The organism is Corynebacterium minutissimum (assembly GCF_016889765.1).
Taxonomy (GTDB): Bacteria; Actinomycetota; Actinomycetes; order Mycobacteriales; family Mycobacteriaceae; genus Corynebacterium; species Corynebacterium minutissimum_B.
In genome coordinates, this window is record NZ_CP069533.1 from 791,264 (window position 1) to 815,692 (window position 24,429).

General features: G+C 60.6%; 24 protein-coding genes and 1 tRNA gene. 6 read left to right on the forward strand and 19 right to left on the reverse strand.

Features of this window, described 5'->3' with window-relative positions:
• Nucleotides 1-5: 5 nt before the first annotated feature.
• Genes I6J26_RS03655 through I6J26_RS03670 form a run of 4 tightly spaced genes read right to left on the reverse strand, consistent with a single transcriptional unit; the run spans nucleotide 6 to nucleotide 4,513 of the window.
• A complete protein-coding gene (locus I6J26_RS03655; RefSeq protein ID WP_115023363.1) occupies nucleotides 6-1,256 on the reverse strand; it encodes an alpha/beta fold hydrolase in 1,251 nt (416 codons plus the stop codon).
• A 4-nt stretch (nucleotides 1,257-1,260) separates the two neighbouring features.
• A complete protein-coding gene (pflA, locus tag I6J26_RS03660; RefSeq protein WP_115023365.1) occupies nucleotides 1,261-2,130 on the reverse strand; it encodes a pyruvate formate-lyase-activating protein in 870 nt (289 codons plus the stop codon).
• A complete protein-coding gene (grcA2, locus tag I6J26_RS03665) occupies nucleotides 2,131-2,382 on the reverse strand; it encodes an autonomous glycyl radical cofactor GrcA2 (protein ID WP_039676708.1) in 252 nt (83 codons plus the stop codon). It abuts the gene before it with no gap.
• Between the two features lie 37 nt (nucleotides 2,383-2,419).
• Nucleotides 2,420-4,513: a pyruvate formate lyase family protein gene (locus I6J26_RS03670; RefSeq protein ID WP_115023368.1), complete on the reverse strand. Its 2,094-nt coding sequence runs from the start codon at nucleotides 4,511-4,513 to the stop codon at nucleotides 2,420-2,422.
• A 390-nt stretch (nucleotides 4,514-4,903) separates the two neighbouring features.
• On the opposite strand from I6J26_RS03670, the gene I6J26_RS03675 reads away from it, so the two are divergent.
• Nucleotides 4,904-6,826 (forward strand): solute carrier family 23 protein, encoded by a 1,923-nt coding sequence (locus I6J26_RS03675; RefSeq protein ID WP_115023371.1) that lies wholly within the window; start codon nucleotides 4,904-4,906, stop codon nucleotides 6,824-6,826.
• Nucleotides 6,827-6,933: 107 nt separating this feature from the next.
• Here the strand turns inward: I6J26_RS03675 and I6J26_RS03680 are convergent, their stop codons facing one another.
• Genes I6J26_RS03680 through I6J26_RS03690 form a run of 3 tightly spaced genes read right to left on the reverse strand, consistent with a single transcriptional unit; the run spans nucleotide 6,934 to nucleotide 8,295 of the window.
• Nucleotides 6,934-7,539 carry a hypothetical protein gene (locus tag I6J26_RS03680; RefSeq protein ID WP_115023374.1) on the reverse strand — a complete coding sequence of 202 codons (606 nt, stop codon included), beginning with the start codon at nucleotides 7,537-7,539 and terminating at the stop codon, nucleotides 6,934-6,936.
• 4 nt (nucleotides 7,540-7,543) lie between these two features.
• Entirely contained in the window at nucleotides 7,544-7,900 is a 357-nt protein-coding gene (locus I6J26_RS03685) for a DUF3817 domain-containing protein (protein ID WP_039676715.1), read from the reverse strand.
• The gene (locus I6J26_RS03690) at nucleotides 7,897-8,295 is read right to left on the reverse strand and encodes a hypothetical protein (protein ID WP_115023377.1); all 399 of its coding nucleotides are present in this window, start codon (nucleotides 8,293-8,295) and stop codon (nucleotides 7,897-7,899) included. The genes I6J26_RS03685 and I6J26_RS03690 overlap by 4 nt, the downstream gene beginning before the upstream one ends.
• 144 nt (nucleotides 8,296-8,439) lie before the next feature.
• Here I6J26_RS03690 and I6J26_RS03695 point away from each other — a divergent pair.
• Nucleotides 8,440-8,521, forward strand: a tRNA-Leu gene (locus I6J26_RS03695).
• A 153-nt stretch (nucleotides 8,522-8,674) separates the two neighbouring features.
• Here the strand turns inward: I6J26_RS03695 and rdgB are convergent.
• The 8 genes from rdgB to clpS all read right to left on the reverse strand — a co-directional run bounded on the left by rdgB (nucleotide 8,675) and on the right by clpS (nucleotide 14,239).
• Complete coding sequence (rdgB, locus tag I6J26_RS03700) at nucleotides 8,675-9,286, reverse strand: RdgB/HAM1 family non-canonical purine NTP pyrophosphatase (RefSeq protein WP_115023380.1); 612 nt, start codon at nucleotides 9,284-9,286, stop codon at nucleotides 8,675-8,677.
• Entirely contained in the window at nucleotides 9,280-10,008 is a 729-nt protein-coding gene (gene rph / locus I6J26_RS03705) for a ribonuclease PH (RefSeq protein WP_039676720.1), read from the reverse strand. The genes rdgB and rph overlap by 7 nt, the downstream gene beginning before the upstream one ends.
• Nucleotides 10,009-10,031: 23 nt before the next feature.
• The gene (locus tag I6J26_RS03710; protein WP_115024451.1) at nucleotides 10,032-10,799 is read right to left on the reverse strand and encodes an MBL fold metallo-hydrolase; all 768 of its coding nucleotides are present in this window, start codon (nucleotides 10,797-10,799) and stop codon (nucleotides 10,032-10,034) included.
• Between the two features lie 68 nt (nucleotides 10,800-10,867).
• Complete coding sequence (gene murI / locus I6J26_RS03715) at nucleotides 10,868-11,644, reverse strand: glutamate racemase (RefSeq protein ID WP_115023383.1); 777 nt, start codon at nucleotides 11,642-11,644, stop codon at nucleotides 10,868-10,870.
• Nucleotides 11,644-12,366, reverse strand: coding sequence for a rhomboid family intramembrane serine protease (locus I6J26_RS03720; RefSeq protein ID WP_115023384.1), 723 nt, complete (start codon nucleotides 12,364-12,366; stop codon nucleotides 11,644-11,646). Before I6J26_RS03720 ends, murI begins: the two co-directional genes overlap by 1 nt.
• A 12-nt stretch (nucleotides 12,367-12,378) precedes the next feature.
• Nucleotides 12,379-13,350, reverse strand: coding sequence for a P1 family peptidase (locus I6J26_RS03725; RefSeq protein WP_115023386.1), 972 nt, complete (start codon nucleotides 13,348-13,350; stop codon nucleotides 12,379-12,381).
• A 4-nt stretch (nucleotides 13,351-13,354) separates the two neighbouring features.
• Entirely contained in the window at nucleotides 13,355-13,891 is a 537-nt protein-coding gene (locus I6J26_RS03730; RefSeq protein ID WP_115023388.1) for a DUF2017 domain-containing protein, read from the reverse strand.
• Between the two features lie 12 nt (nucleotides 13,892-13,903).
• Nucleotides 13,904-14,239, reverse strand: a complete 336-nt coding sequence (clpS, locus tag I6J26_RS03735) for an ATP-dependent Clp protease adapter ClpS (protein ID WP_239107410.1) — start codon at nucleotides 14,237-14,239, stop codon at nucleotides 13,904-13,906.
• Between the two features lie 61 nt (nucleotides 14,240-14,300).
• Here clpS and I6J26_RS03740 point away from each other — a divergent pair, with 61 nt between their 5' ends.
• Genes I6J26_RS03740 through I6J26_RS03750 form a run of 3 tightly spaced genes read left to right on the forward strand, consistent with a single transcriptional unit; the run spans nucleotide 14,301 to nucleotide 18,328 of the window.
• On the forward strand, nucleotides 14,301-14,915 hold the full coding sequence (locus I6J26_RS03740) for a hypothetical protein (RefSeq protein ID WP_239121827.1): 615 nt from the start codon (nucleotides 14,301-14,303) through the stop codon (nucleotides 14,913-14,915).
• A gap of 41 nt (nucleotides 14,916-14,956) precedes the next feature.
• Complete coding sequence (locus I6J26_RS03745; RefSeq protein WP_258553385.1) at nucleotides 14,957-16,309, forward strand: nicotinate phosphoribosyltransferase; 1,353 nt, start codon at nucleotides 14,957-14,959, stop codon at nucleotides 16,307-16,309.
• Nucleotides 16,310-16,357: 48 nt separating this feature from the next.
• Nucleotides 16,358-18,328, forward strand: coding sequence for an ATP-dependent DNA helicase (locus I6J26_RS03750; protein ID WP_115023393.1), 1,971 nt, complete (start codon nucleotides 16,358-16,360; stop codon nucleotides 18,326-18,328).
• On the opposite strand, the gene I6J26_RS03755 is transcribed toward I6J26_RS03750, so the two are convergent.
• The 4 genes from I6J26_RS03755 to nrdF form a co-directional block, all read right to left on the reverse strand.
• A complete protein-coding gene (locus tag I6J26_RS03755; RefSeq protein WP_115023395.1) occupies nucleotides 18,325-19,050 on the reverse strand; it encodes a peptidyl-tRNA hydrolase in 726 nt (241 codons plus the stop codon). The two genes, I6J26_RS03750 and I6J26_RS03755, sit on opposite strands and share 4 nt — an antisense overlap.
• Nucleotides 19,043-20,239 carry a phosphoserine phosphatase SerB gene (serB, locus tag I6J26_RS03760; RefSeq protein ID WP_115023398.1) on the reverse strand — a complete coding sequence of 399 codons (1,197 nt, stop codon included), beginning with the start codon at nucleotides 20,237-20,239 and terminating at the stop codon, nucleotides 19,043-19,045. Before serB ends, I6J26_RS03755 begins: the two co-directional genes overlap by 8 nt.
• 186 nt (nucleotides 20,240-20,425) lie before the next feature.
• Entirely contained in the window at nucleotides 20,426-22,117 is a 1,692-nt protein-coding gene (ctaD, locus tag I6J26_RS03765; RefSeq protein ID WP_115023400.1) for an aa3-type cytochrome oxidase subunit I, read from the reverse strand.
• 433 nt (nucleotides 22,118-22,550) lie between these two features.
• Nucleotides 22,551-23,540, reverse strand: a complete 990-nt coding sequence (nrdF, locus tag I6J26_RS03770; protein WP_070673013.1) for a class 1b ribonucleoside-diphosphate reductase subunit beta — start codon at nucleotides 23,538-23,540, stop codon at nucleotides 22,551-22,553.
• 230 nt (nucleotides 23,541-23,770) lie between these two features.
• Between nrdF and I6J26_RS03775 the strand changes: the two genes are divergently transcribed.
• On the forward strand, nucleotides 23,771-24,424 hold the full coding sequence (locus I6J26_RS03775; protein ID WP_115024455.1) for a FadR/GntR family transcriptional regulator: 654 nt from the start codon (nucleotides 23,771-23,773) through the stop codon (nucleotides 24,422-24,424).
• Nucleotides 24,425-24,429: the final 5 nt, after the last annotated feature.

Here is a 24,429-nt window from a genome sequence, read left to right on the forward strand (position 1 = left end):
CGTCCTTAATGCTCGTCGGCCAACCGGAAGAGCTCGCCCAGAATCCCCGAACCGTCCTCAGCAATCCCATTGTGCTGGAAGCGATTCGTCACCATCGGGCGCAGGTCACGGTAGGTCTCCCCCGTAGCCATTGAATCCTCGAAGGGGACGAAGATGTCGTCCAGGTAGATGGCGGCAGCGGCTACCAGGGGGCCGTCGGCAAGCACTGCGTCATCGTACGGCGAGCTGGTCCACTCATGCGCAGCCAGCTCCTCCGCGCCTTCTTTGAAAGGGCGTAACGCCGGGTCCTCGTCGAATTGCCAGGGGAAGATGTGTTCGCCGGTAAGGTACGTGCCGTCCTCGGCAAACTCGGGAAACTCCTCGCGCATGCGGTGCGCCGCCCAGCCGGTGACGGCCTGGCCGCCGACGCCACCGTAGATGGATTCATGGATCGCCGCGTACAGCGGCCCGGCCTGGAAGCTCACGCGGCTGCCGACGTTGTTGAGGAAGTCTGAACGCAAGCGCTTCTCCCCGCCCACGGTGCGGAACGGTTCCTCCAGCAGGTAGGCCAGAGAATCGAAGCCAGTGCCGCGCCCCAATTCAATACCGATGGTGCGGAAGCGGCGCGCAGACAGGCGCTCACCCGTGGGCAGGAGTTCTTCCGAGTTGTCCAGGTGGTGGATAATCTCTTCGATGCGTTTTTGAGCCCACGGAAATTGGTTGTAAAAGCGCTCGTGACGGACCTTGAGCTTGGCAAAGGTCGTGCGGTAGAGATCGTCCGCGCCCTTGGTCAGGGTAGGAAGGCCACCAGTAAGGAAGGCCCGGCCGATAGACTCCGTGAACATCGAAGCATAGGCCGTAATGATGAAGCCGCCGAAGGACTGGCCGAAGAGATCCCAGGACTCCTCCCCCAGGTGCTCACGTAGGCGTTCGGCATCACGCACGATGTTGTCCTGGCGCAACTGCGCCAAGCGCTGCGCGGTGCGGTCCTCGGCAGGGCTCAGTTCATCAATGCGGTGGCTGCGCCCAGTGCCGCGCTGGTCCATGAGGATCCAACGGTAGCGCTCCAGGCCCTTCCCGATGAGCCCGGTGGCGCCAACCGGCCGCGGAGACGGGAAACCCGGCCCGCCCTGGTTATAGAGCAGTGCCGGGTAGTTCTCACCGCCCGGTGGGATGATCTCGCGCGCGTAGAGTTCGAAAGAACCGGCGGCGGGATTGTCATAATCCCAGGGGACGGTAAGGATGTGTTCCTTGATGGTGTGGCCGAAGCGTTTCATGCTTCTAGTAGACCACGAAACCCTCCTTACGGAACGCATCTCGGACAGATTCAACGTCTTCCGGTTTAGGCGGCTTGGTGTCCTCCAAAGTGTAGGGCATGTTGAGCTCACGCCACTTATCTGCGCCCATGTTGTGGAAAGGCAGCACCTCGACTCGCTCGACGTTGCTCTTCCAGCGGGAGGCAATCTTGACCACGTTGGCGACATTCTCCGGGGAATCCGTCAGGCCAGGGACGAGCACGAAACGAATCCACACCGGCTTGCCCATCTCATTGAGACGGTCACCGAAGTCGATGGTGGGTTGCAGCTCGCGGCGCGTGACTTCCTTGTAAGTCTCCTCGTCACCAGCCTTGACGTCCAAGAGAACGAGGTCAATGTTGTCCAAGTCCTCGTCGCGCAGGCGCGCGCCCAAGTATCCCGACGTGTCAATCGTCGTATGGATACCCGCGTCGTGGACCTCCTTGAGCAAGCGCCGGGCAAACGCAATCTGGAACAGCGCTTCGCCGCCAGACATAGTCAGACCACCTCCGGAGGAGTTGAAGACAGGCTTATAGCGCTTGATGCGCTTCACCACGTCTTCAATGCGCTCCAGAGTGCCGACCTTCATTTCCATCGTGTCAGGGTTGTGGCAGTACTGGCAGCGCAGCGGGCATCCCGACATGAACAAAGTCATGCGGGTTCCAGGGCCATCAACGGCGGTCACCAGCTCCCAAGAGTGAACGAGGGCAATGTCGCCAGAACGGCGTGCCTGCATCAACTCCGGGCGGCTGAACTCGTCGAGGTCATTATCTGTGCCCAAACCGGCGGCGGCGCCGCGCACCTTGTCACCCTCTTCAGGGGACAGGTGGACGACGCCGGTAATGCCATCTGCCATCTAGGAGCCCTGGTGGAAGGTACGGGAGATGACGTCGAGCTGCTGCTCGCGGGTCAGCTTGACGAAGTTCACTGCGTAGCCAGACACGCGGACAGTGAGGTTCGGGTACTTCTCCGGGTGCTCAACAGCGTCCTCCAGGGTGGACTTGTCCAGGACGTTGATGTTGGCGTGGTACAGGCCCGAGTCCATGTTGTTGGCGGTGCGGTTTGCCTTCATGGTTGCGAGACGCTCGTCGAAAGTTGGGGTAGCCATGATGTTTTCTCCTTTTCGGAAGTGGTGTGAAAGTGGTTTACTTGGAATCCATGATGAAGCCGGCGTCGAGGACACCCACCAGGTTGGTGATGCGTTCCTCAGGCGTGCGGCCCAAACCGGACGGGGTGATGGTGTTCGTCAGCGAGATGCCGTCGAGCGCATCCTTGTAGTCCAGCTTGCCCACCGACAGCATGGAAGCGACCATGCCGTGGTTGTCTGCGCCGTTCTCCGGGTTTGCGCCCGGGGCGAACGGAGTACCTGCCTCGTGGCCAGACGGGAAGGAACCAGTAGCCTTGCCGTAGACCACGTTGGAGGTAATGGTCAGCACAGACTGGGTCGGGATGGCGTTGCGGTACATCGGGATGGCCTTAATCTTCGCCATCACGGTGTGGACGATGGTGGCGGCGATGTCATCGGCGCGGTCATCATCGTTGCCATAGAACGGGAAGTCACCTTCCGTCTTGTAGTCCACGATGAGACCAGTCTCATCGCGCACCGGGTAGACCTTGGCGTACTTGATGGCGGAGAGGGAGTCAGCCACGATGGACAGACCCGCGATACCGCAGCCCATGGAGCGCACAATGTCGGAATCGTGCAGTGCCATCTCGATGGACTCGTAGGCGTACTTGTCGTGGCAGTAGTGGATGATGTTGAGGGCCTCAACGTAGGTGCCCACAACCCAGTCCAGCATCTCCTCGTACTTCTGCCAGACCTCGTCGAAGTCCAGCGGGCCATCGCCCTGGATAGCCTCGTAGCCGTCCACGACTTGCTTTCCGCTGACCTCGTCGCGGCCTCCGTTGATGGCGTAGAGCAGGGCCTTAGCGGCGTTCACGCGGGCGCCGAAGAACTGCATCTGCTTGCCGACGGCCATCGGGGACACGCAGCAGGCAATCGCGGCGTCATCGCCCCACTGTTCACGAATCTGCTTATCGGACTCGTACTGGATGGACGAGGTCTCAATCGAGATGTGGGCACAGAATTCCTTGTAGCCCTCCGGCAGCTGCGGATCCCAGAAAATGGTGATGTTCGGCTCCGGTGACGGGCCAAGGTTGACCAGGGTCTGCAGCAAACGGAAGGAGGTCTTGGTGACTAGGTGGCGGCCGTCAGAACCGAAACCAGCATCGGTCCAGGTTGCCCAGTAGGGGTCACCGGAGAAGATCTGGTCGTAATCCTCGGTACGCAGGAAGCGCACGATACGCAGCTTGAGGACCAGCTGGTCGATGATCTCCTGAGCGTCTTCCTCAGTGATGATGCCAGCGGCAAGGTCGCGCTCGAAGTAGCAATCGAAGAAGGCGGAGAGGCGGCCGATGGACATGGCGGCGCCGTCCTGGGACTTAATGGAAGCCAAGTAGCCAAAGTAGGTCCACTGAACAGCTTCGTGAGCGGTCTTAGCCGGCTTGGAGATGTCAAAGCCGTAGGACTCAGCCATGACCTTAAGCTTCTTCAGAGCCTTGATCTGCTCGGCGTGCTCCTCACGGTAGCGAGCCCAGTGCTCGGAGAATCCGACATCGCCCACTGCATGCTTGGACGCTTCCTTCTCAGCGATGAGGTAGTCCACACCGTAGAGAGCCACACGGCGGTAGTCGCCAATGATGCGGCCACGGCCATAAGCATCCGGCAGACCGGTAATGATGTGGGAAGAACGAGCAGCGCGGATGCGCGGGGTGTAGATATCGAAGACGGCATCATTGTGCGTCTTGCGGTAGCGGGTGAAGATCTTCTCCACCTCGGGGTCGGTTTCCTTACCGGCCTCCTTGATAGCCTGCTTGACCATGCGCCAGCCACCATTCGGCATCATGGCGCGCTTCAGCGGGGTATCCGTTTGCAGGCCAACAATGACGTCGTCCTCTTCGCAAATGTAGCCAGCCGGGAAAGCGTCAATATCAGTTGGGGTGTGGGTGTCGACATCGAAGATGCGCTTCTTGCGCTCGATGGACAGGTAGTTTTCTTCCAGGTGCTCCCAGACGCGCTTGGTCTTTTCGGTCGGGCCCTCCAAGAAGGAAGCATCTCCGTCATAGGGGGTGTAGTTGCGCTGGATGAAATCGCGGACGTCGATGTTCTCGGTCCACGGGCCTTCTTCAAAGCCCTTCCATCCCTCAAACTGGACGGATTGCTCAGTTGCGGTGGTCACTATAATGACTCCCTTCGTACTTCATACGACGTGTGGAAAATCTGCCACAGAAGGGTTTTGGTGACTCCAGTTCACGGGCAATTCGGTCATCACGGTTGTCACCGAACCCCTCTCTGCAGCCCATAGTAAGGGCAAAGCCGTTTTAACTCATATCGTGCGTTTTATGAGGTAAATCACTAAAAACACCGCACAGTGGCCACCCCGCAGGTCGCCGGATCCATAGGTAACGACCGTACTGTTGACTCGCGGGGGTGGACCACCCCCTAAAGTGGCATTCACCACAGTTTTTCGCGTTCATTGGGCGAGCTGAATCCGCTTCTTGGTGTGTATCCACACCGCGCTCTATTGTTATGCGCAGTATCCTCGTCTCGCCCTCAAGGAGCTCTTCGCGTGTCTGACACCGCCGCTACTGCTAGCCCCGCCACTGCCCCAACTCACCCCGTGGACGTTGTCCCGCCAGCGCCCAAGCTGGCGGCTCTCGGCCTCCAGCACGTTCTCGCGTTCTACGCCGGCGCAGTGATCGTTCCGCTACTCATCGCTGGTTCCCTGGGCCTCGATGAGGCCACCACAATCCACCTCATCAACGCCGACCTGTTGACCTGTGGTCTGGCAACGTTGATCCAAGCGGTGGGCGTCGGCAAGCACATTGGCGTCCGTCTCCCCATCATCCAGGGCGTGACCACCACAGCGGTGAGCCCCATCATTGCCATTGGTATGAGCGCAGGTGACCAGCCGCTACCCACAATCTATGGCGCGATTATTGCCGCCGGTATCTTTACGTTCTTCGCCGCGCCGGTTTTTGGACGCGTGCTCAAATACTTCCCACCCATCGTGACCGGCACCGTGCTTCTGGTCATGGGTACCTCACTGCTCGCGGTGTCCGCCAATGACTTCGTGAACTACGCCGACGCCGCCCCCGCCTCGCGCGACCTTCTCTATGGTTTCGGCACGCTCACCATCATTATCATCGTGCAGCGTTTCTTCCGCGGCTTCCTGGGCACACTCTCTGTACTCCTCGGCCTCGTCATCGGCACTGGCGTGGCCTTGGCACTAGGTGATACGTCCTTTGACGGCGTGCGCGAGGCCGACGCCATCGGTATAACCACGCCTTTCTACTTCGGTATGCCGAAGTTCGACATCATGGCGATTCTTTCCCTCATCATCGTCATGATCATCACCATGGTGGAAACTACCGGCGATGTCTTTGCTACCGGTGAGATTGTCAAGAAGCGCATCAAGCGCGATGACGTCGTGCGCGCCATTCGCGCCGATGGTCTCTCAACCACCCTTGGTGGCGTGATGAACTCCTTCCCCTACACCTGCTTCGCGCAGAATGTCGGTCTCGTACGTCTTACTGGTGTGAAGTCCCGCTGGGTAGCCGTGTCCGCCGCCGGCTTCATGATTATTCTGGGCCTGCTGCCCAAGGCTGCCGCCATCGTCGCCGCCATCCCCTCCCCGGTCCTCGGCGGCGCCTCCTTGGCGCTCTTTGCCAACGTCGCTTGGGCCGGCCTGCAGACCATTGCCAAGGAAGATATCACCGACGGCCGCAACGCCGCCATTGTCACCACCGCACTGGGACTGGCCATGCTCGTCACCTTCAAGCCGGACGTGGCAGCGGCCTTCCCAGAATGGGCACAGATCTTCGTCTCCTCCGGTATGTCCATCGGTGCGATTACCGCCATCCTGCTCAACCTGCTGTTCTTCCACGTCGGTACGCAATCCGGTGACGATATCAGCCGCATCGACGGCGAAGGGGTGTCTCTCACCGAGCTCAACGCCATGGAGCGCGAGGAATTTGTCAGCGCGCTGCGCCCGCTCTTCAACAACGAAACGTGGCCTCTGGAGGCAGCTTGGGAGTCCCGTCCCTTCGACGACGTCAGCCGCCTGCGTGAGGCCATCCAGGTCGCCGTGCTGACCGCCCCGCGTGAGCAGCGCCGTGCGCTCATCCACGATTACCCGGCCATGGATGAGCTGCTGCTTGCCGACGCTACCGAGGCCGCCACCATCTCCGCCGACCGCGGGTCGCTTGCCCTCGATGACTTGGATGATGTCCAAACACAGCAGCTTATCGACGTCTCCCGGGCCTACCGCGAGCGATTCGACATGCCCTTCGTGGCTTACCTAGACACCAACGATTCTGCCGACCGCGTCATCGACGGAGGCGTGCGCCGCCTCGCCAACTCCGACGAGCTGGAGCAGCGCGTCATCTTGAGCGAAATCATCGAGATTGCCAACGACCGCTTCGACATCCTGCTCGCCGATGCCAACCCGGTGCGCGCTTACTGGGACCGCAAGTTCACCGAGGTGGAGTGACCAGAGGTCACTCCACGTAGATTCGGGTCACTCCACGTTCGATCGGGTCACTCCACGTTCGATCGGGTCATTCCACGTTCGATCTGGTCATTCCACGTAGACTCGGGTCACTGGAATTCCATGGTGACCTGGGCCTGTGGGTCGACGCCGCGGATGATGCCCTCATAGAAACTGCGAGCTTGGTCCTGCAAGAGGTCGCGGTTATCGTTGATGTCCTTGCGCTTCTTATCAGCGCTGAGGACATCAGACACCGTGGAGGCAGCATCGAGTGGCTGCGTGGTCCAACTCAGCACGCCGTTGTCCTCCACCGCAGTCTTGAACTCCTCGTCGGTATGACCGATGAAGATAAATTCCGGGATGCTGACGGTATAGGCGTGCTCACCGGTCTCCGTGACGCGAACATCCTTGCCTTCAATTCCCAGCTTCGCCTTGTAGGAGTACTGCACGAACTGTGTGCGATCGGTCCACGGGACCCGCACGCCAAAGACTTCGCCCGCGGAGGACTTCTCTGCCAGTCCCTGGATTCCGAGACTGAGCAGCACCACCTGTTCTTGGCGCTCCACCGCAGTGACTATCTGCGAATTCGTGGACTCCACTGGTGCGCTATACACATCGCGCGGCTGACGCACGATATACATACCCAAACCGGCGCAGACGAGAGAAAGAAGCACTACGACGGCAATAAGCGTGGTGCTGAGCTTGCGGTTAGACATGAGCTTAAAGCTGGAACTGCTCGGTAACCTCAACGCGGCGCTTGTGCTCCATCCAGAAGGACAGGAACGGCACCACACCGGCCAAAGCAGTAGTGATGAGCTTGCCCACCGGCCACAGCGCACGCGGACCCAGAATCAGAATCGACACGAGGTACACCATGTAAGCCACACCATGCGCCTGGGCGATGAGCGTGGCCCAGGACGGCATTTCCATGCCCACGCCGTACTGCAGAATCATGCGCACGACCAGAATGAGCAAGAAGATACCCGTAACCGTGGCCGCAATGGAGAAGAACTTCAGCGGTCCGCGAATGCGCTCCTTGCGGTCTGGGTGCACGGCATTGTTCGCTGGGTTGGTCATGAGTTCTCCTCTTCGGTGCCGCGACGGCGGCGCTGCTTATTCATGGCATTAAAGGTCTCGACGTCCACCTGCGGGCGCGGCGGCAAAAAGTCTTCGTCGATTTTAGTCACCTGTTGTTCCTTGGCTACATCCTTGGACGTGGCTTCATACCGGGCCGGCTCCTGCCCCAACTCGAGGGCTTCATTCTCCGCATCAATGCGCTCGTTCTCATAGCGCAGTGCGGTGCGGTAAGCATAGACCACGAAGACAGCAAACAGCGGCCACTGGAAGGCATAGCCCAAGTTCTGGAAGGTTCCTGAACCGGACTTGAAGCGGGTCCACTGCCAATAGGCAAGGAACAAAAAGAGCACGACGAAAAACGCGATGAGGACGATGTGCCACCATCGAACCTTCATCTTCTTTCTCGGGGCTTGGTTGGTGCTCACGCGTATCAGCCTACCCACCATGGTTCGAAAAGTGGATTTCCATCGTAGGCCTGCCGCCCTGTAAGCTATTCAGCGTTGCTCCGAACACAGTATGTTTCGCGGCTACGTCTTTCAGCGCCCGTGGCGGAATTGGCAGACGCGCTAGATTTAGGTTCTAGTGTCTTATGACGTGTGAGTTCAAGTCTCACCGGGCGCACACCGTCAAGGTCTGCGTTGAAGCTTCTTACTTCAACGCAGGCCTTGTTTTTTCTTGAAGGCTATAGTGCCCGTGCCTGGTTCTAGTTTGGTCCCCCACCTCGCTAGCCCAGCTGGTGGATGCCGGGGCTAGCGGTAAAGGTGGGGCGGCTGCTTAGACCTGGCGGGCGAGGGCTGCTAGGGGCTCGCGCAGTTGGGCTAGGGCGCGGCCACGGTGTGAGACCGCGTTTTTCTCCTCAGGCGTCATCTCCGCAGCAGAGCGCTGCTCGCCCTCGGGCTGAAAGAGGGGGTCGTAACCAAAACCATTCTCGCCCTGCGGTGCTCCAAGCAGCGAACCGGGCCAGCGGCCCTCCACCACGTGTTCCTCGCCATCAGGAGTGACCAGTGCACAGACGGAGACGAAGGCCGCCGCGCGGCGCTCAGCAGGAACGTGCGCCATCTGCCCCAGCAAGAGGCGGTTATTCGCCTCATCATCGCCGTGACCACCGGACCAGCGGGCAGAAAGCACTCCCGGCATGCCGTTGAGTTCCTCGACGGCGAGGCCGGAGTCATCCGCAATCGTGGCAAGCCCAGTGTGCTGTACCCCGGCGCGGGCCTTGATCAGAGCGTTGTCAGCAAAGGTGCGGCCATCCTCGACGGGCTCCGGATAGGGCTCCACGGCCGACAATGGGAGAAGCTCGATACCTTCAATTCCGGCATCGGCCAGGATCTTCTCCAACTCTTTTAGCTTCTTCGCGTTATTGGAAGCAACGAGAAGCTTTACCATCCCAGTGCCGCCTTCTGTGCCTCAATGAGCTGAGCACAACCAGCCTGGGCCACATCGAGCATGTCGTTAAGCTCCTGACGGCCGAACAGTCCGTGCTCGCCGGTGCCCTGAATCTCGACGAAGTCGCCGCCCTCCTGCATCACGACGTTGAGATCGACCTCTGCGCGAGAATCCTCCTCATAAGGCAGGTCCAAGCACACGTGGCCGTCGATGATGCCGACGGAGACCGCCGCGATGGGGTCGAGCAGTGGCTCGCCCGGCACAACGCCTTCCTCCTTGAGGTAGGCAATCGCATCAGCCAAAGCCACATACGCACCGGTAATGGACGCGGTACGAGTACCGCCGTCTGCCTGCAGCACATCGCAGTCCAACTGGATGGTGTTCTCCCCCAGCTCAGACAGGTCCACCGCCGCACGCAAAGAGCGGCCCACAAGGCGAGAGATCTCGTGGGTGCGACCCTTGACCTTGCCCTTCATGGACTCACGCGGCATGCGCTCATGCGTCGCAGACGGAAGCATGGAGTACTCAGCAGTGAGCCAGCCTTCGCCGGAATCCTTCTTAAAGCGCGGGACACCAAACTCCACGGAGGCGGTGCACATGACGCGGGTATTGCCGAACTCCACGAGCACCGATCCAGCCGGGTTGGTGGTGAAGTTGCGGGTAATGCGGACGCTACGGAGCTGGTCGAGCGCGCGACCATCAGCACGAGTGAAATCAGTCATGCCCCCTACCCTACCGCGCGGGTTTAGAGCTCGAATTCCATCCCCGAGGCGCCCAGAACGATCTCGCCATCAAACTCGCGCGTGGCAGCTGCATACGTCGCTGCGGCGTCACCCCACGGCTGCAGGTGAATGAGCACGAGCTTCTTCACCCCAGCTTCGCGGGCCAAGCGGCCGGCTTCGGCACCGGACATGTGCATGTTAGGAGCTTTACCCTCCGAGGTTTCGCCCCAAGCGGCCTCGCACAAGAAGATATCGGCGCCTGATGCAGCCTCGATAAGCGCCGGCGTGTACGCCGAGTCCGCGGAGTAGCACAGCGTGGCACCGCTCTTAGCGTGTTCCATGCGTAGCGCATAGGTTTCTACTGGATGCACGGTGCGGAAAGGAGTGATGTAGACATCGTCGACCAACTGGCGTTCGCGGTCGACCCACGGGCTAAACGCGAATGTATCACTCATATCATCCACGCCGTTGGGCTCATCCGAGGACAAACGGCCCAAATGGGACTCAGTGGATGACGGCCCAAGGCAGAAGTTGCGGGAGGCAGCCGGCGCAGTGGGGTGGAAACGGCGCCACACCATCAGTGACGGGAAGTCCAAGCAGTGGTCCGCATGCAGGTGGGTCAACGCCACGTGGGCATCGCACGGATCTTGGTGTTCTTGCAAGCGGGCGAGGGTCCCGGGGCCCAGGTCCATAACAATGGACGGGGCAGAGTCGAAAGACACGAGGTAGCCAGAGGCCGGGTTACCAATAGTGGGCACCGAGCCTGAACAGCCGAGGATGGTCAACTTCATGCGTTCAATAGTTCCACGAAACAATGAGGATTGCTGGATTTGAATCGATTGTACCTGTTCATCCGCCATTAAATCTGGGGCCCGAGAAAGCGGGCCGCCAGTCGTGAGAAGGACTCATGGTCACCAGTGCACTCAAAACTGCGAGTGGGGGTATGCCCTTCCGGCGCGAGCATGTCGGTGGTGGTGAGGATGCGCATGACATCCTTCGCGGTCTCTTCAGCCGAGGACACCAGTGCGACATTGTCACCAATAGCAAGCTGAATGACACCGGTGAGCAGCGGGTAGTGCGTGCAGCCCAGCACGAGGGTATCCACGCCCGCCGACTGCAACGGAGCGAGGTATCCTTCCGCCACACCGAGGATCTGGCGGCCGGCGGTAATACCGCGCTCCACAAAGCTCACGAAATCCGGGCAGGCCACAGCGAAGGATTCGACGTTCGGGTTCACCGCGAAAAGATCCTGGTAAGCACCAGAGGTGATGGTACCTTCGGTGCCGATAACGCCAATCTTGCCGTTGCGCGTCGTGGCGATAGCGCGGCGCACTGCCGGACGGATAACTTCGACGACGGGGATGCTGTAGCGCTCACGGGCGTCGTGAAGAAAGGCCGCCGTAGCGGTATTGCAGGCGATGACAAGCATCTTGCAGCCGCGCTCCACCAGCTCGTCTGCAATCGCCGTGGACAACTCACGTACTTGGGCGATTGAGCGTGGGCCATACGGCGCGTGGGCGGTATCGCCGATATAGATGATGGACTCATCCGGCAGCTGCTCCATGATGGTGCGCGCAACGGTCAACCCGCCCACACCGGAATCAAAAATGCCGATGGGAGAAGAGGCGTCAGGCATCAGCGCATCCCTGCCTGCGGTTGCGGTTTTACCTTCTTAATCGGGTCATCGGAGGTAATCACCATGCCCGCCACAATGCCGCCAATAGCGCCAAAGAGATGACCCTGCCAGCTCACGCCTTCATAGATCGGCAGCACGCCCCAGATGAGACCGGAGTAGGCAAAGCCCAAGCCAACGCCCACAAGGAACTGACTAAGCGAGCGGTTAAAAATGCCGCGCACGATGAGGTAGGCCAACCAGCCGTAGACCATGCCCGAGGCACCAATGTGGGAGGTACCCGGCCCGCCGAGGAGCCATGTGCCCACGCCGGCGATGAGCACGACGATAATGGTGACTTCCCACCACGCCTTGCGGCCAGACAGTCCAATGAGGAAGCAGAAAATAGCTCCTGGCAGGGAGTTTCCGATGAGGTGCTCAAAGTTGGCGTGCAGCAGCGGCGCAGTGAAAATTCCCCAAATGCCGTTGAAGTCCAGCGGGTGAATGCCATACTGCCCCAGGTCATTGCCAAAGAAGAGGAAGTTAATGATGTGGATAATCCACTCGATGGCCAAGAAGCCTACGGTGAGCTTCAAGGCCGTTGTGAGGCGCCCCTTACGCGTGTAGTTCTTCGAATCGCCCGCATTAACGGTGCGCTTCTGACCTACCCCGGCACTATCCGGAGCGGGCTGGAAGGGGTTAGGCTGATAGGAATTCTGCTGGCCAAACGGTCCACTGCTCGTCATAATGCCCCAACTTTAGCAAGAGAGCAACGAGGAGTACGCCTCCAAGCCCAAGCCTGGGGCGGCATTGACCACGGCATCTACGATGGCAGCCTCCACGGCATCGGCCGCCGCGGCACTGAGGGAGGCGAGAACCTCAGCATCGACTCCGGGCGCGGTTCCCGCCGTGCTTGCCGACGTCTCCCCCACCTTGCCCGTCGCCGCGGCAAAGAGCGTGTCGCCGTCCAGCGGCGAGTGGGCCGGGCGCACCGCACGGGCAATGCCATCATGTCCAGCCAAGGCGAGGCGCTTGGCCTGCGCCTTGGTGAGAGGAGCATCCGTGAGTACAGCACCAATGGTGGTGTTGAGGTGCGCCTCCGCGAGGCTCTTCGCGGCGGCGAAGCGACCCACGTCGACGGCTGGTTTGTCAGGTGCGCCAAAGAGACGGCCGGTCTCTCCATCGATCACTTGGCCCACGGGGTTGGCAACGACGACGGCGGCGAGGGTGTAGAGGGAGGCGTCGACAAGCGCACTGCCCTCCCCTCCCCGAATCTTTCCTGCACAGGCGCCCACGCCGGCGCCGACGCTACCGGTGGTGTCATCGTGTCCCGCCAATGCGGAACGCAGTGCCTGCGCGCCATCCTCTGCGGAGGGACGCTGGGGACCGGCAAGCAGGTCAAAGATGACGGCTCCGGGCACGATGGGAACGCGCGGGCCCGGTTTATCTTCGCCGAAGACCGGAAACCCGATGCCGGCTTCCTCAAGTCCTCGCATAACGCCATCGGCCGCGGCCAAACCAAAAGCCGAGCCGCCCGCGAGGACAATCGCGTGGACGCGCTCGACGGTGTTGTGTGGCTCTAGCAGATCAGTTTCGCGCGTACCGGGACCGCCGCCGCGTACATCAACGCTGGCGACGGCTCCGCGCTCACCGCAATAGATAACGGTGACACCAGTATCCTCACGCGTGGCGTGACCGACGGAAAAGCCAAGCTCAGGAACAGTTCGCATGGTCTTAGTCCATGATGACGTTGAGCAGGGAGTCCTGACAGAAGGCTAACCACTCCACGAGGGTGTCGCGGTCCGCTCCCTGGGAGCTGTGCTCGACATCGCCTGCTGCCACGAACAAACGCAGATCATTGAGCCCCGCGAGGAAGGCATGGGCTTCCTCCTCGCTGATGGTGACCTCAACCCCGCCGGTTGGGCCAAGCGCGGTGTTGATGACTTGGAGATTCTCCAGCTTGGCGCGGGCAATATCGTTTTCGTGCAAGGAGCGCAGCAGTGCATTATCGCCATCGAACTCTTCATCGCCGGGCTTCTGAAAATCCGGGAAGAGGCGGGCAAGCGATGGGTCCTCCGGCGCCTCCGTGTGACCGGTAGGAATATCCACCATGTCCGCCAATTCATCCTTCGGTGCCGATTGGGCGCGGGCAATGATGGCTTCCGAGACCGTCGCGGTGAGGTCCCCGATCACCTCGCGCTCCATGGGCTCAAAAACAGCGGTGTACTTAGCACCGCGCATGAAGGACTTTTTCTTCTTCCAGGCCTGCATACTGTCCTCTCCTTAGCCTGCCTGCTGCATCGTGGCCCACAGACCCGCAACCTGCAGCTTCTTCACATCGGCCTCGACCTTGTCACGCTCACCGCTGGAGACGGCGGCCTTACCTTCGGTGTGAACCTGCATCATGAGCTCGTTGGCTCGCTTCTTGTCATAGCCTAGGACCGTCTGGAAGACATAGGAGACGTAGCTCATGAGGTTGACGGGGTCATCCCAAACGATGCACATCCACGGCAGGTTTTCGCTCGTGGCGACGTCGACCTCAATGGCCTCATCCAATTCCGGGGTGGCCATGGGCGAACTCATCACCACGCCCGCGGACGTTTCTCGGTGCGCATTCATGCCCTCTACACTAGCCAAAACTGTGGCGCTGTGAGCGGCTATACTGACGGGGACTCAATGTGTGATTATCGTTTCCAGGTGGCTGCCGTCGATGAATTCCTTTACTCTCCCCACCGCCCTGGCGGACATTCTTGCTGGCCGTGCTCCATCCCGCGAGGATCTTGCTCGCCTTCTCCAAGGCATCCTCACTACCCTCGTGCTGGGAGGCACACTCGTAGCCGCCGTGATCAGCCTGACGTCACCTTCACGGGGCGGAAGCTCGGATGACAGGCCAGCCCCCGAACCCGCGCCGGCCTCCTGCGACTATGAGCTGCCCGCACCCCACATCCAGCGCACATTGGAGACTATCCAAAACGAACTTATCGAGGCCCTCAATACCTGGCGCGCGGAAGACAACCAAGGCCCACTCGTGCCGTTGATTGACCGCCAGACCGCGGCCCGCGAAAAGGCCGAGTGCAACGCGGTGACGAAGACCGAAAAGCCAGCGGACGAGAATATTCAGATGGTGCAGCATCACCTGCCTCTGGACCAGGCCAGCGCCTATGAATTCGTGGAGGCCTTCCGCCAGTCGCCATCTCACGTCGCAGCTCTCCGGGACCGCCGCATGTCCACCGCCGCCGTCGGCGCGGCCTATAACGATGGTCAGGTTTACGTAGTCATCCAGCTGGAAGAATAGATTGGCTGAATTTTTGCTGCATGCTGAGTAGCATCTTCGATGTGACTAATACCTCAGACAACGTCGTGAACGCCGGAAATGTCCCTTCCGACCGATCCACGGCCCTGCTCACCGATAAATACGAGCTCACCATGCTGCAGGCAGCCCTGCGCGATGGTTCAGCTCACCGCCAGGTAACCTGCGAGGTTTTCGCCCGTCGCCTGCCCAACGAGCGCCGCTATGGTGTCGTCGCCGGCACCGAACGCGTGCTGCGAGCCGTTCGGGATTTCCGCTTTACCGCGCGCCAGCTGGCGGAGATGGACTTCCTCGATGAGGAGACTAAGAATTTCCTCGCTCACTACCGGTTCTCTGGCCAGATTGATGGCTACCGCGAAGGTGAGATTTACTTCCCATATTCTCCGCTGTTGACCGTGCGCGGTACCTTCGGCGAGTGCCTCATCTTGGAGACGGTCATTCTCTCCATCATGAATTCCGACTCTGCGGTGGCCTCGGCCGCCTCACGTATGGTCGTGGCTGCTGATGGCCGCCCGATTATTGAGATGGGCTCACGCCGAGCGCACGAATACGCCGCGGTAACGTCTGCGCGCGCCGCCTACTTGGCAGGCTTTGAGGCCACCTCCAACCTCGAGGCAGGCTACCGCTACGACATTCCGGTCTCTGGCACGGCGGCGCACTCCTGGACTCTGGCGCACGTCAACGAGGACGGCACCCCGAACGAGGAAGCTGCATTCCGCGGCCAGATCGAAACCCTCGGCGTAGGCACCACGCTGCTGGTCGATACCTATGACATCACCAAGGGTGTGGAGACCGCCGTGAAGGTTGCTGGCCCGGAACTCGGCGGCGTGCGCATCGACTCAGGCGATTTGGCTGCGGTAACGCGCCGCGTGCGTAAGCAGCTCGATGACCTGGGTAACCACAACACCAAGATCGTGGTTTCCTCCGACCTCGACGAGTTTGCCATCGCCGGCCTGCGCGGAGACCCCGTCGATGTCTATGGCGTGGGCACCTCGGTGGTGACTGGTTCGGGCGCGCCGACTGCCGGCATGGTGTACAAGGTCGTGGAAGTCGATGGTCATCCGGTGGCCAAACGCTCCTCCTCCAAGAAATCCCACGGAGGAGCCAAACGTGCGCTGCGCACATACCGCTCTTCCGGGGTGGCCGTCGAGGAGCTCGTGCTGCCTTTCGACGCCGAGGATCCAGACACCGGCACCCTCACTGCCCGCGCCATGACCGTGCCGCTCATGCGCGATGGGGAAATTGTTGACGGACTGCCCTCCCTCTACGAGTCCCGTGACTACCTCGCCACCGCCATCACGACTCTGCCGTGGGAAGGCCTGGCGCTCACTCGCGATGAACCGGCGGTGCCGACGCGTTTCATCGGCTTCACCTCCTAAAGACACACCGGCTCCGCCCGGCGTTAGCCGGGCACTACACTGGGGCAAATGGACGAGCACTCAGCAACGGTTGATCTTCTCGACGCCGCCGTCGCCGCCCTCGGCGGTGCCCGGCGCGATGGCCAAGTGCGCATGGCCGAAGCGGTCACTTCCGCCCTAGAGAAGGAGCGCCACCTCGCGGTACAGGCAGGCACCGGTACCGGTAAATCGTTGGCTTACCTCGTGCCGGCGTTCCAGCATGCCCAGGAAACCGGCAGCACCGTTATCGTGTCGACCGCTACCTTGGCCTTGCAGCGTCAGCTGGTGGAACGCGATCTTCCACGCTTGGCCGAGGCCCTCGAGCCCCACCTGGAGAAGAAGCCGACCTTCGCCATCATGAAGGGCCGTTCCAATTATGTCTGCCTCAATAAGGTTGCCCGCGCCTCCGAACTGGAAGATGAAGAGGCCCTGCTCGATGCCGCCGATTCGCCCTCCCACCTGGGCCGCCACGTCCAGCGCGTCTACGAGTGGGCTGAGGATACGGATACTGGTGACCGCGAGGACCTCGAGCCGGGCGTGCCGGATCTAGCCTGGCGGCAAGTCTCAGTAACCTCTGCTGAGTGTGTTGGGGCAACACGCTGTCCGCACGGTGAGGACTGCTTCGCGGAGCTGGCGCGGCGCCGCGCTGCTGACGTCGACGTGGTAGTCACCAACCATGCGCTGCTGGCTATCGACGCCGTTGCAGACGTGAATATCCTGCCGGATCACGACGTTGTCATCATCGATGAGGCCCACGAGCTTGACGGCCGCATCACCTCAGTGTCAACCTCAGAAATTACCGGCCGTGCCCTCAAGATGGCTGCAACCCGCGCCAAGGCCCTGGGTGCCAATGGCAAAGACCAGCGCTTGAGCGAACAAGCAGCCGAGCTTACCCAGCTCCTAGGGGAATTCCTGCCCGGCCGCTGGACCGACCTTCCAGATGAAGCCAAAAACCAGCTCATGGCGCTGGCAGATACACTTTCCTCCTGCCGGGAGACCATCGCCCGCACCCCAGAGGGAGAGCAGGCCAACGACCCTGAGAAATTTGCCGAGCGCCAAAACCTGGCCAACCACCTCAATACTCTCGTTGAAGCTATCGCCCGCATTCTCGATGTCTTCGCCACCGGGGATCCGGCCGCGCACGCGGATGTGGTGTGGCTGGAGCGCGACGAACGCACGCTTACCGATACCCTCGCCGTCGCACCGCTATCCATCGCTGGCATGTTGCACGAGAAACTCTTCGGCGAGCAGACCGTGGTTCTCACCTCCGCGACCCTCGCCCTAGGGGGTCGCTTCGATGCCATGGCTGCGCAGTGGGGCCTGCCAAAAGGAACGTGGGATTCCCTCGACGTGGGCTATCCTTTCAACCCCGCGCGCAGCGGCATCCTGTACACCGCGAGCCACTTGCCGCAGCCGGGCCGCGACGGGCTAAGTCCGGACACCATCGAGGAAATACGCGAGCTCATCATGGCCGCGGGCGGGCGCACCCTGGGGTTATTCTCTTCGCGCCGCGCTGCCCAGCAGGCCGCTGAGGAGCTCAAGCCACAGATTCCCTTCGATATTTTCCTCCAAGGTGAGGACTCTATCGGTGCGCTGGTGGAAAAATTCACCAAGAACGAGAATTCCTGCCTCTTTGGCACGTTGAGCTTGTGGCAGGGAGTCGACGTGCCCGGCCCTTCCTGCTCGCTTGTGCTCATTGATCGCATCCCCTTCCCCCGCCCGGATAACCCCCTCATGCAAGCCCGCACCGAGGCCGCGAAGGCAGCGGGCCGGAACGGTTTCATGGAGGTCTCCGCCACGCATGCAGCGCTGCTCATGGCGCAGGGTGCGGGCAGGCTTCTGCGCTCTGTCGATGACCGCGGTGTTGTCGCTGTGCTTGATAACCGCCTCGTGACCAAGCGCTATGGCTCATACCTGTGTGATTCCATGCCGCAGATGTGGCACACCACCGACCCGGAAGTCGTCCGCGGCGCGCTCAAGCGACTCATCGAAGCACGTTAAGGACGGCGCAACGCGCACACCGTGGCGGAGTCCGGTGCCACTTCGGTAAAACCCGCGTCTCGGACCACCACGGCGTTTTGCCGGCCGCAGGCCTCAACGAAGTCCTCGGGATCTACCTCTCGCACGCACAGCGCAAAGTCCTGTGCTGCCCACTTTTCCACCTCGTCAAAGCTCATCGCCGCGGCCAACAGCATGGAGCCATGCCCCACCTGGGCTGCGGCCTTGCCTGCGCTCATCTCGAGGGAGGCATCGATGAGGATGAGGGGGACGTCGCAAAGCGCCGGCTGCGGTGCATCCTTCGGCAGATCTGTGTGACCGATCTGCAGCTTGGCCACGAGCGGATCCACCTCGGAGACCGCAGAAGGCACGAAGGCTCGGGCGCGATCTGCCACCGTCACGCCGGGCAAGCCCTGCACGTCGCGCCATGCCTTGTTGCGAGCGCGTCGCGCGACCTTGCGGATGCGATGCCCGTACCACTGTCCCAGTGCTTCAGCGAAGGCGCCCTCTTGGCCGGCGCGTTCATCCAAGCAGAGCTTGACGACGGCCCTCGCCGCCGCCTCCAGCACCTCCGTGCGGCTCGGCGGATCCTGCTTGGGCAGGTTCAGCGCAATCTGCATGGCCTGGACGGTCTCTGGCTTGTCAGGGTCCTCAGGATCATCGCGCCAGCTGCGCTCACTGCAGGCTTCGACGAGCCGGCGGTGAGCCTCGCGAAGACTAGTCAACGACGACCTCTTCCATGGGAATGCCCAGAATTTGCAGGATTTCATCCATATACGGATGGTTAACGGAGGTGTCCGCAACCTCACGCAGCGCAGGTTTGGCGTTAAAGGCAATGCCAAGGCCCGCGGCAGAAATCATGTCAATGTCATTGGCACCATCGCCTACTGCAACCGTTTGTCGCATGCTCAAACCAGAATCGGCGGCGAACTCACGAAGGAAGTTTTCCTTAGCCTTGCGGTCGACAACGTCCCCGATGACCCGGCCAGTAAGCTTGCCATCTTCAATTTCCAAGGTATTGGCGCGAACGTAGTCAAGGTCGAGCTCCGCTGCTAGACCCTCAAGGACTTGGATAAAGCCGCCGGATACGACCGCCACGCGGTAGCCCATGCGCTTCAGCGTACGGATGGTGGTGCGCACACCCGGAGTGAGCTCAATATCGGCGGCGGTCTGCGCGATTACGGATTCCGGAAGACCAGCCAAGGCGGCTACGCGCTCACGGAGGGATTCTTCGAAATCCAACTCTCCGCGCATAGCGCGCTCGGTCACCGCAGCCACCTCTGCCTCTTTACCGGCATGGGAGGCGAGCATTTCGATGACCTCGCCCTGAATAAGCGTGGAATCGCAATCGAAGCAGATCAGGCGCTTGGAGCGGCGCTGAAGGCCGGAGCGCTCAATGGCAATGTCGACGCCCTGCGCGGTGGCGAGACGGGCTAACGCGGCGCGCACGGGGTCGGCAGAACCATCAACGGTGATGTAAAGCTCGAGGCCGTTAAGCGGGGATGTCGAGAGCCCGCGAATGCGGTCAATGTTGGCGTTAAAGTTGGCCAGCTCCTGCGCAATCGCAGAGACGTGGCTGGCATTGAGTTGGCGGCCGAGCACCACGACCACGTGCGTGGACCGCGGGCGAGAAGTGGCTTCATCCGCGCGTAGCTCCACGGTGAGCGACTGAGCATAGATGCTGAGGGTATTGCGTAGTCCCTTCTCCATCGCCTCCACGCGCGACCTATCAACGCGCACGTAGGCCGACAAGGAGATGCGCCCGGAGAAGATGGCCTGCTCGACGTCGACAAGCTCAACGTTATAGGAACCAAGGACGCGGAAGAAGGCCGCAGAGACACCTGGCTTGTCCGGACCGGACGTTGTCACAACGGCGAAGGCAGTCTGGTTAGGGTGATCGTTCTGGTTATCCACGCTGTCATTATCGCATGTCCCTTTCGTCCGCAGACGACCCCCTAATCATTACAGACGGCACACACGACAAACGCCGCCTCCCCATCGCGGTGATGGGGAGGCGGCGTTTTCAGGAGTTCGCGTATTTCTTCGCACCTGTCCGGGCTAGCGAGTGGCTAGCTGGACTGAAGCGCGGGGCCCGCAGGATTAGTGGCCGTAGTGTGCTTCCTCACGGATGCGCTTAACCATGTGCGGGTAGTGCAGCTCGAAGGCCGGACGCTCAGAGCGGATACGCGGCAGGGAGACGAAGTTGTGGCGCGGCGGCGGGCAGGAGGTAGCCCACTCCAGGGAGTTGCCGTAGCCCCACGGGTCGTCCACGGTAACAATTTCACCGTAGCGCCAGGACTTGAAGACGTTCCAGATGAGCGGGATAACCGAAGCACCCAGGACGAAGGAGAAGATGGTGGAAATCTGGTTGAAGACCGTGAAGCCGTCCGACTCCAGGTAGTCGGCGTAACGACGCGGCATACCCATGTTGCCGACCCAGTGCTGAATCAGGAAGGTGCCGTGGAAGCCGATGAAGGTCAGCCAGAAGTGAATCTTGCCCAGACGCTCATCCAGCATGCGGCCGGTCATCTTCGGGAACCAGAAGTAGAGGCCAGCGAAGGCGGAGAACACCACGGTACCGAACAGGGTGTAGTGGAAGTGAGCGATAAGGAAGTAGGACTCAGCCAGGTGGAAGTCCAGAGCCGGGGAAGCCAGCATAATACCGGTCATACCGCCGAAGAGGAAGGTAGACAGGAAGCCCATGGCGAAGATCATCGGGGTATCCCAGGTGATGTGTCCCTTCCACATGGTGCCGACCCAGTTGAAGAACTTCACACCGGTCGGAACCGCAATCAGGAAGGTCATGAAGGAGAAGAACGGCAGCAGAATGGCGCCGGTCACGAACATGTGGTGAGCCCACACAGCCATGGAGAGTGCACCGATGGCAAGAACGGCGAAGACTAGGCCGATGTAGCCGAAGACCGGCTTACGGGAGAAGACCGGGACGACCTCAGAAATAACACCGAAGAACGGGATAGCGAGGACGTAGACCTCTGGGTGGCCGAAGAACCAGAACAGGTGCTGCCACAGGATGGCACCGCCGTTAGCGGAGTCGTAGATGTGGCCGCCCAGCTTGCGGTCATACAGAACACCGAGGGCAGCGGCGGTCAGCAGCGGGAAGATCATCAGAACGATGACGGACGCGGTGAATACACACCAGCTGAAGACCGGCAGGCGGAACATAGTCATGCCCGGCGCACGCAGAGTCAGGATGGTGGTGATCATGTTGACCGCGGAGGCAATGGTGCCGACACCGGTAGCGCCAACGCCAACAATCCACATGTCAGCGCCGATGCCCGGGGTGTGCACGGAGTCAGCCAGCGGCATGTACATGGTCCAGCCGAAGTCAGCCGCACCGCCCGGGGTAACGAAGCCGAGCAGCATGACAACACCACCGGTCAGGGTGATCCAGAAACCGAAAGCGTTCAGACGTGGGAAGGCCACATCCGGCGCACCAATCTGCAGGGGCAGAACGTAGTTGGAAAAGCCCCACACAACCGGCGTTGCAAACAGCAGCAGCATCACGGTGCCGTGCATGGTGAACAGCTGGTTGAACTGCTCGTTGGACAGGAACTGCAGACCCGGGGTGAACAACTCAGCACGGAGCAGCAGGGCCATGAAGCCACCGAGGAAGAAAAAGCTGAAGGACATGATCAAGTACATGATGCCCAGCTGCTTGTGGTCAGTGGTGGTCAGTAGCGTCCAAGCCTTGGAACCAGTCTTAGCGTTACCAGTCGGCTCTGGACGTGTGGGCGCGACGTAATCGTCGAGCCGTGGCGCCACAGCGGTCATAAAATCCTCCTGAAGAACAAGTGCCTCACCACGTGATGCGCAGCGCAAGATCTCGCGCAACGATCCACATGATCAAACACCTAGGTTTACCTGCCTTATATTAGGGCACCGCGCAGGCAAATTTCCAGCGCTCCCTAAACTTCTACCAACGTTGCTAGCCCCGTTTGGAGCAGGAGATGTCCACGAACTGCCTGCACGATGGCAGCCGCTGCGACGACGCCCACTCCAGAACGCACATGCCCGGTGATCCAGAACACAGCAGAGGGGGTGCAGTCGGCTAAAAACGCGGAAAACGCACCCCCTGAAAGAATCAACCTTTCGATTGATCCTTCCGGTAGGTGCGTGTCATGCCCGCAGCCGGGATGCGCGCTGTTGCGGAAGTGACTAGCGTCCTATCGCGGCGGACATTGTCGTATCAGACTGTAGGTTTTCTTTAGAAATCCCAGTCGTCATCGGTCGTCTCCTCCGCCTTACCAATGACATAGGAGGAACCTGAGCCAGAGAAGAAGTCGTGGTTCTCATCCGCGTTCGGCGACAGCGAAGAGAGGATGGCCGGGGAGACACGGGTTTCGTCTGCTGGGAAAAGGCCCTCGAAACCAAGGTTGTTGAGGGCCTTGTTGGCGTTGTAGCGCAGGAAGCGCTTAACGTCCTCAGTCCACCCCAGCTCGTCGTAGAGATCCTCGGTGTAGTCAATCTCATTCTCGTAGAGGTCATAGAGAAGATCGAAGGCGTAGCCCTTCATCTCTTCCTGACGCTCCGGGGAGAGCTGCTTGTAGCCCTGTTGGAATTTGTAGCCGATGTAGTAGCCATGCACGGCCTCATCGCGAATGATGAGGCGAATGATATCGGCCGTGTTCGTCAACTTGGCGCGCGACGAGAAGTGCATCGGCAGGAAGAAGCCGGAGTAGAAGAGGAAGGACTCCAACAGCGTGGAAGCGACCTTCTTCTTCAACGGGTCATCGCCCTGGTAGTAGGACATGACGATTTTCGCTTTGCGCTGAAGGTTCTCGTTTTCCTCAGACCAGCGGAACGCATCGTTGATCATCGGAGTCGACGCCAAGGTCATGAAGATGTTGGAGTAGGACTTCGCGTGCACCGACTCCATAAAAGCGATGTTGGTGAGGACGGCCTCTTCGTGCGGCGTGACGGCGTCGGGAAGCAGCGATACCGCACCCACGGTGCCCTGGATGGTATCCAAGAGCGTCAGACCGGTGAAGACACGCATGGTGGTCTCCTGTTCCTTCTCCGTCAGCGTCTTCCAGCTGGGGATGTCATTAGACACCGGAACCTTTTCCGGGAGCCAGAAGTTACCCGTGAGACGGTCCCACACCTCGGAATCTTTCTCATCCGGGACGGTATTCCAGTTGACCGCCTTCACCGGAGCCTCGTGGCTGGCGATGTAGTCGTCATACTCGTGAGACACGCGCGTTACCTCGTCTTTCTAGTCTGAGTGTTCCTGTGACCATCGTACCCACTTGGCCTGCATTCCGGTAAGTGTCGCTACTCCCCATGCATCCAGTAGCGACAACGGGCTAATTTATACTGGCGTTTTATGTGTTCCGAGTTCGCGTTACCCACGCAGGGGGAGGTATTGGCATCGTGGCGACTACGCAAGAGCCCCACACTCCGCTGCTAAGCACCGTGCTGGACACCATGGGATCAGACATCGTCAGCGGCACCCTCCCCGCTGGTGAACGTTTTACCCTGAACGATATTTGTCAGCGCTTTGATATCTCACGCACGGTTGCCCGCGAAGCGATGCGCGCTCTTGAGCAACTGGGCATGGTGGCGTCCTCGCGGCGCGTCGGCATTACGGTGCTGCCGATTAGCGAGTGGGCCGTCTACGATTCCTCCATCATCACGTGGCGCCTGAACTCGGAGAAGTCGCGGGACGGGCAGCGCAGTTCCCTCAATGAGCTGCGCCTGGCCATCGAACCTACTGCAGCGTCCCTTGCAGCTCAGCATGGTTCACAGGCAGACAAGGAGGAGATCCTCGAGCTGGCACAGCGCTTGCATGCTTTTGAGGACACGCCCGCGCGGCGAGTCGGCGAGCAACTCGCAACCGACCTGCGCTTCCACACCATGGTGCTGCATGCATCGGGCAATGAGATGTTTGCGGCATTAAGCCCGTTCCTTTTATCCATGGTGCGCGGACGCTCGGTGTTTGGCTCGCGCAAGCGCAACCCCACTGCGGGAACGGCCCGCCTCCACCTGGATTTAGCGCACGCAATCCATAGTGGTGACGCGAACGAGGCAGAAAAAATCGCACGCGCCATCCTCACGGAGGCACGTGCGAAAGAGACCTAACTCAA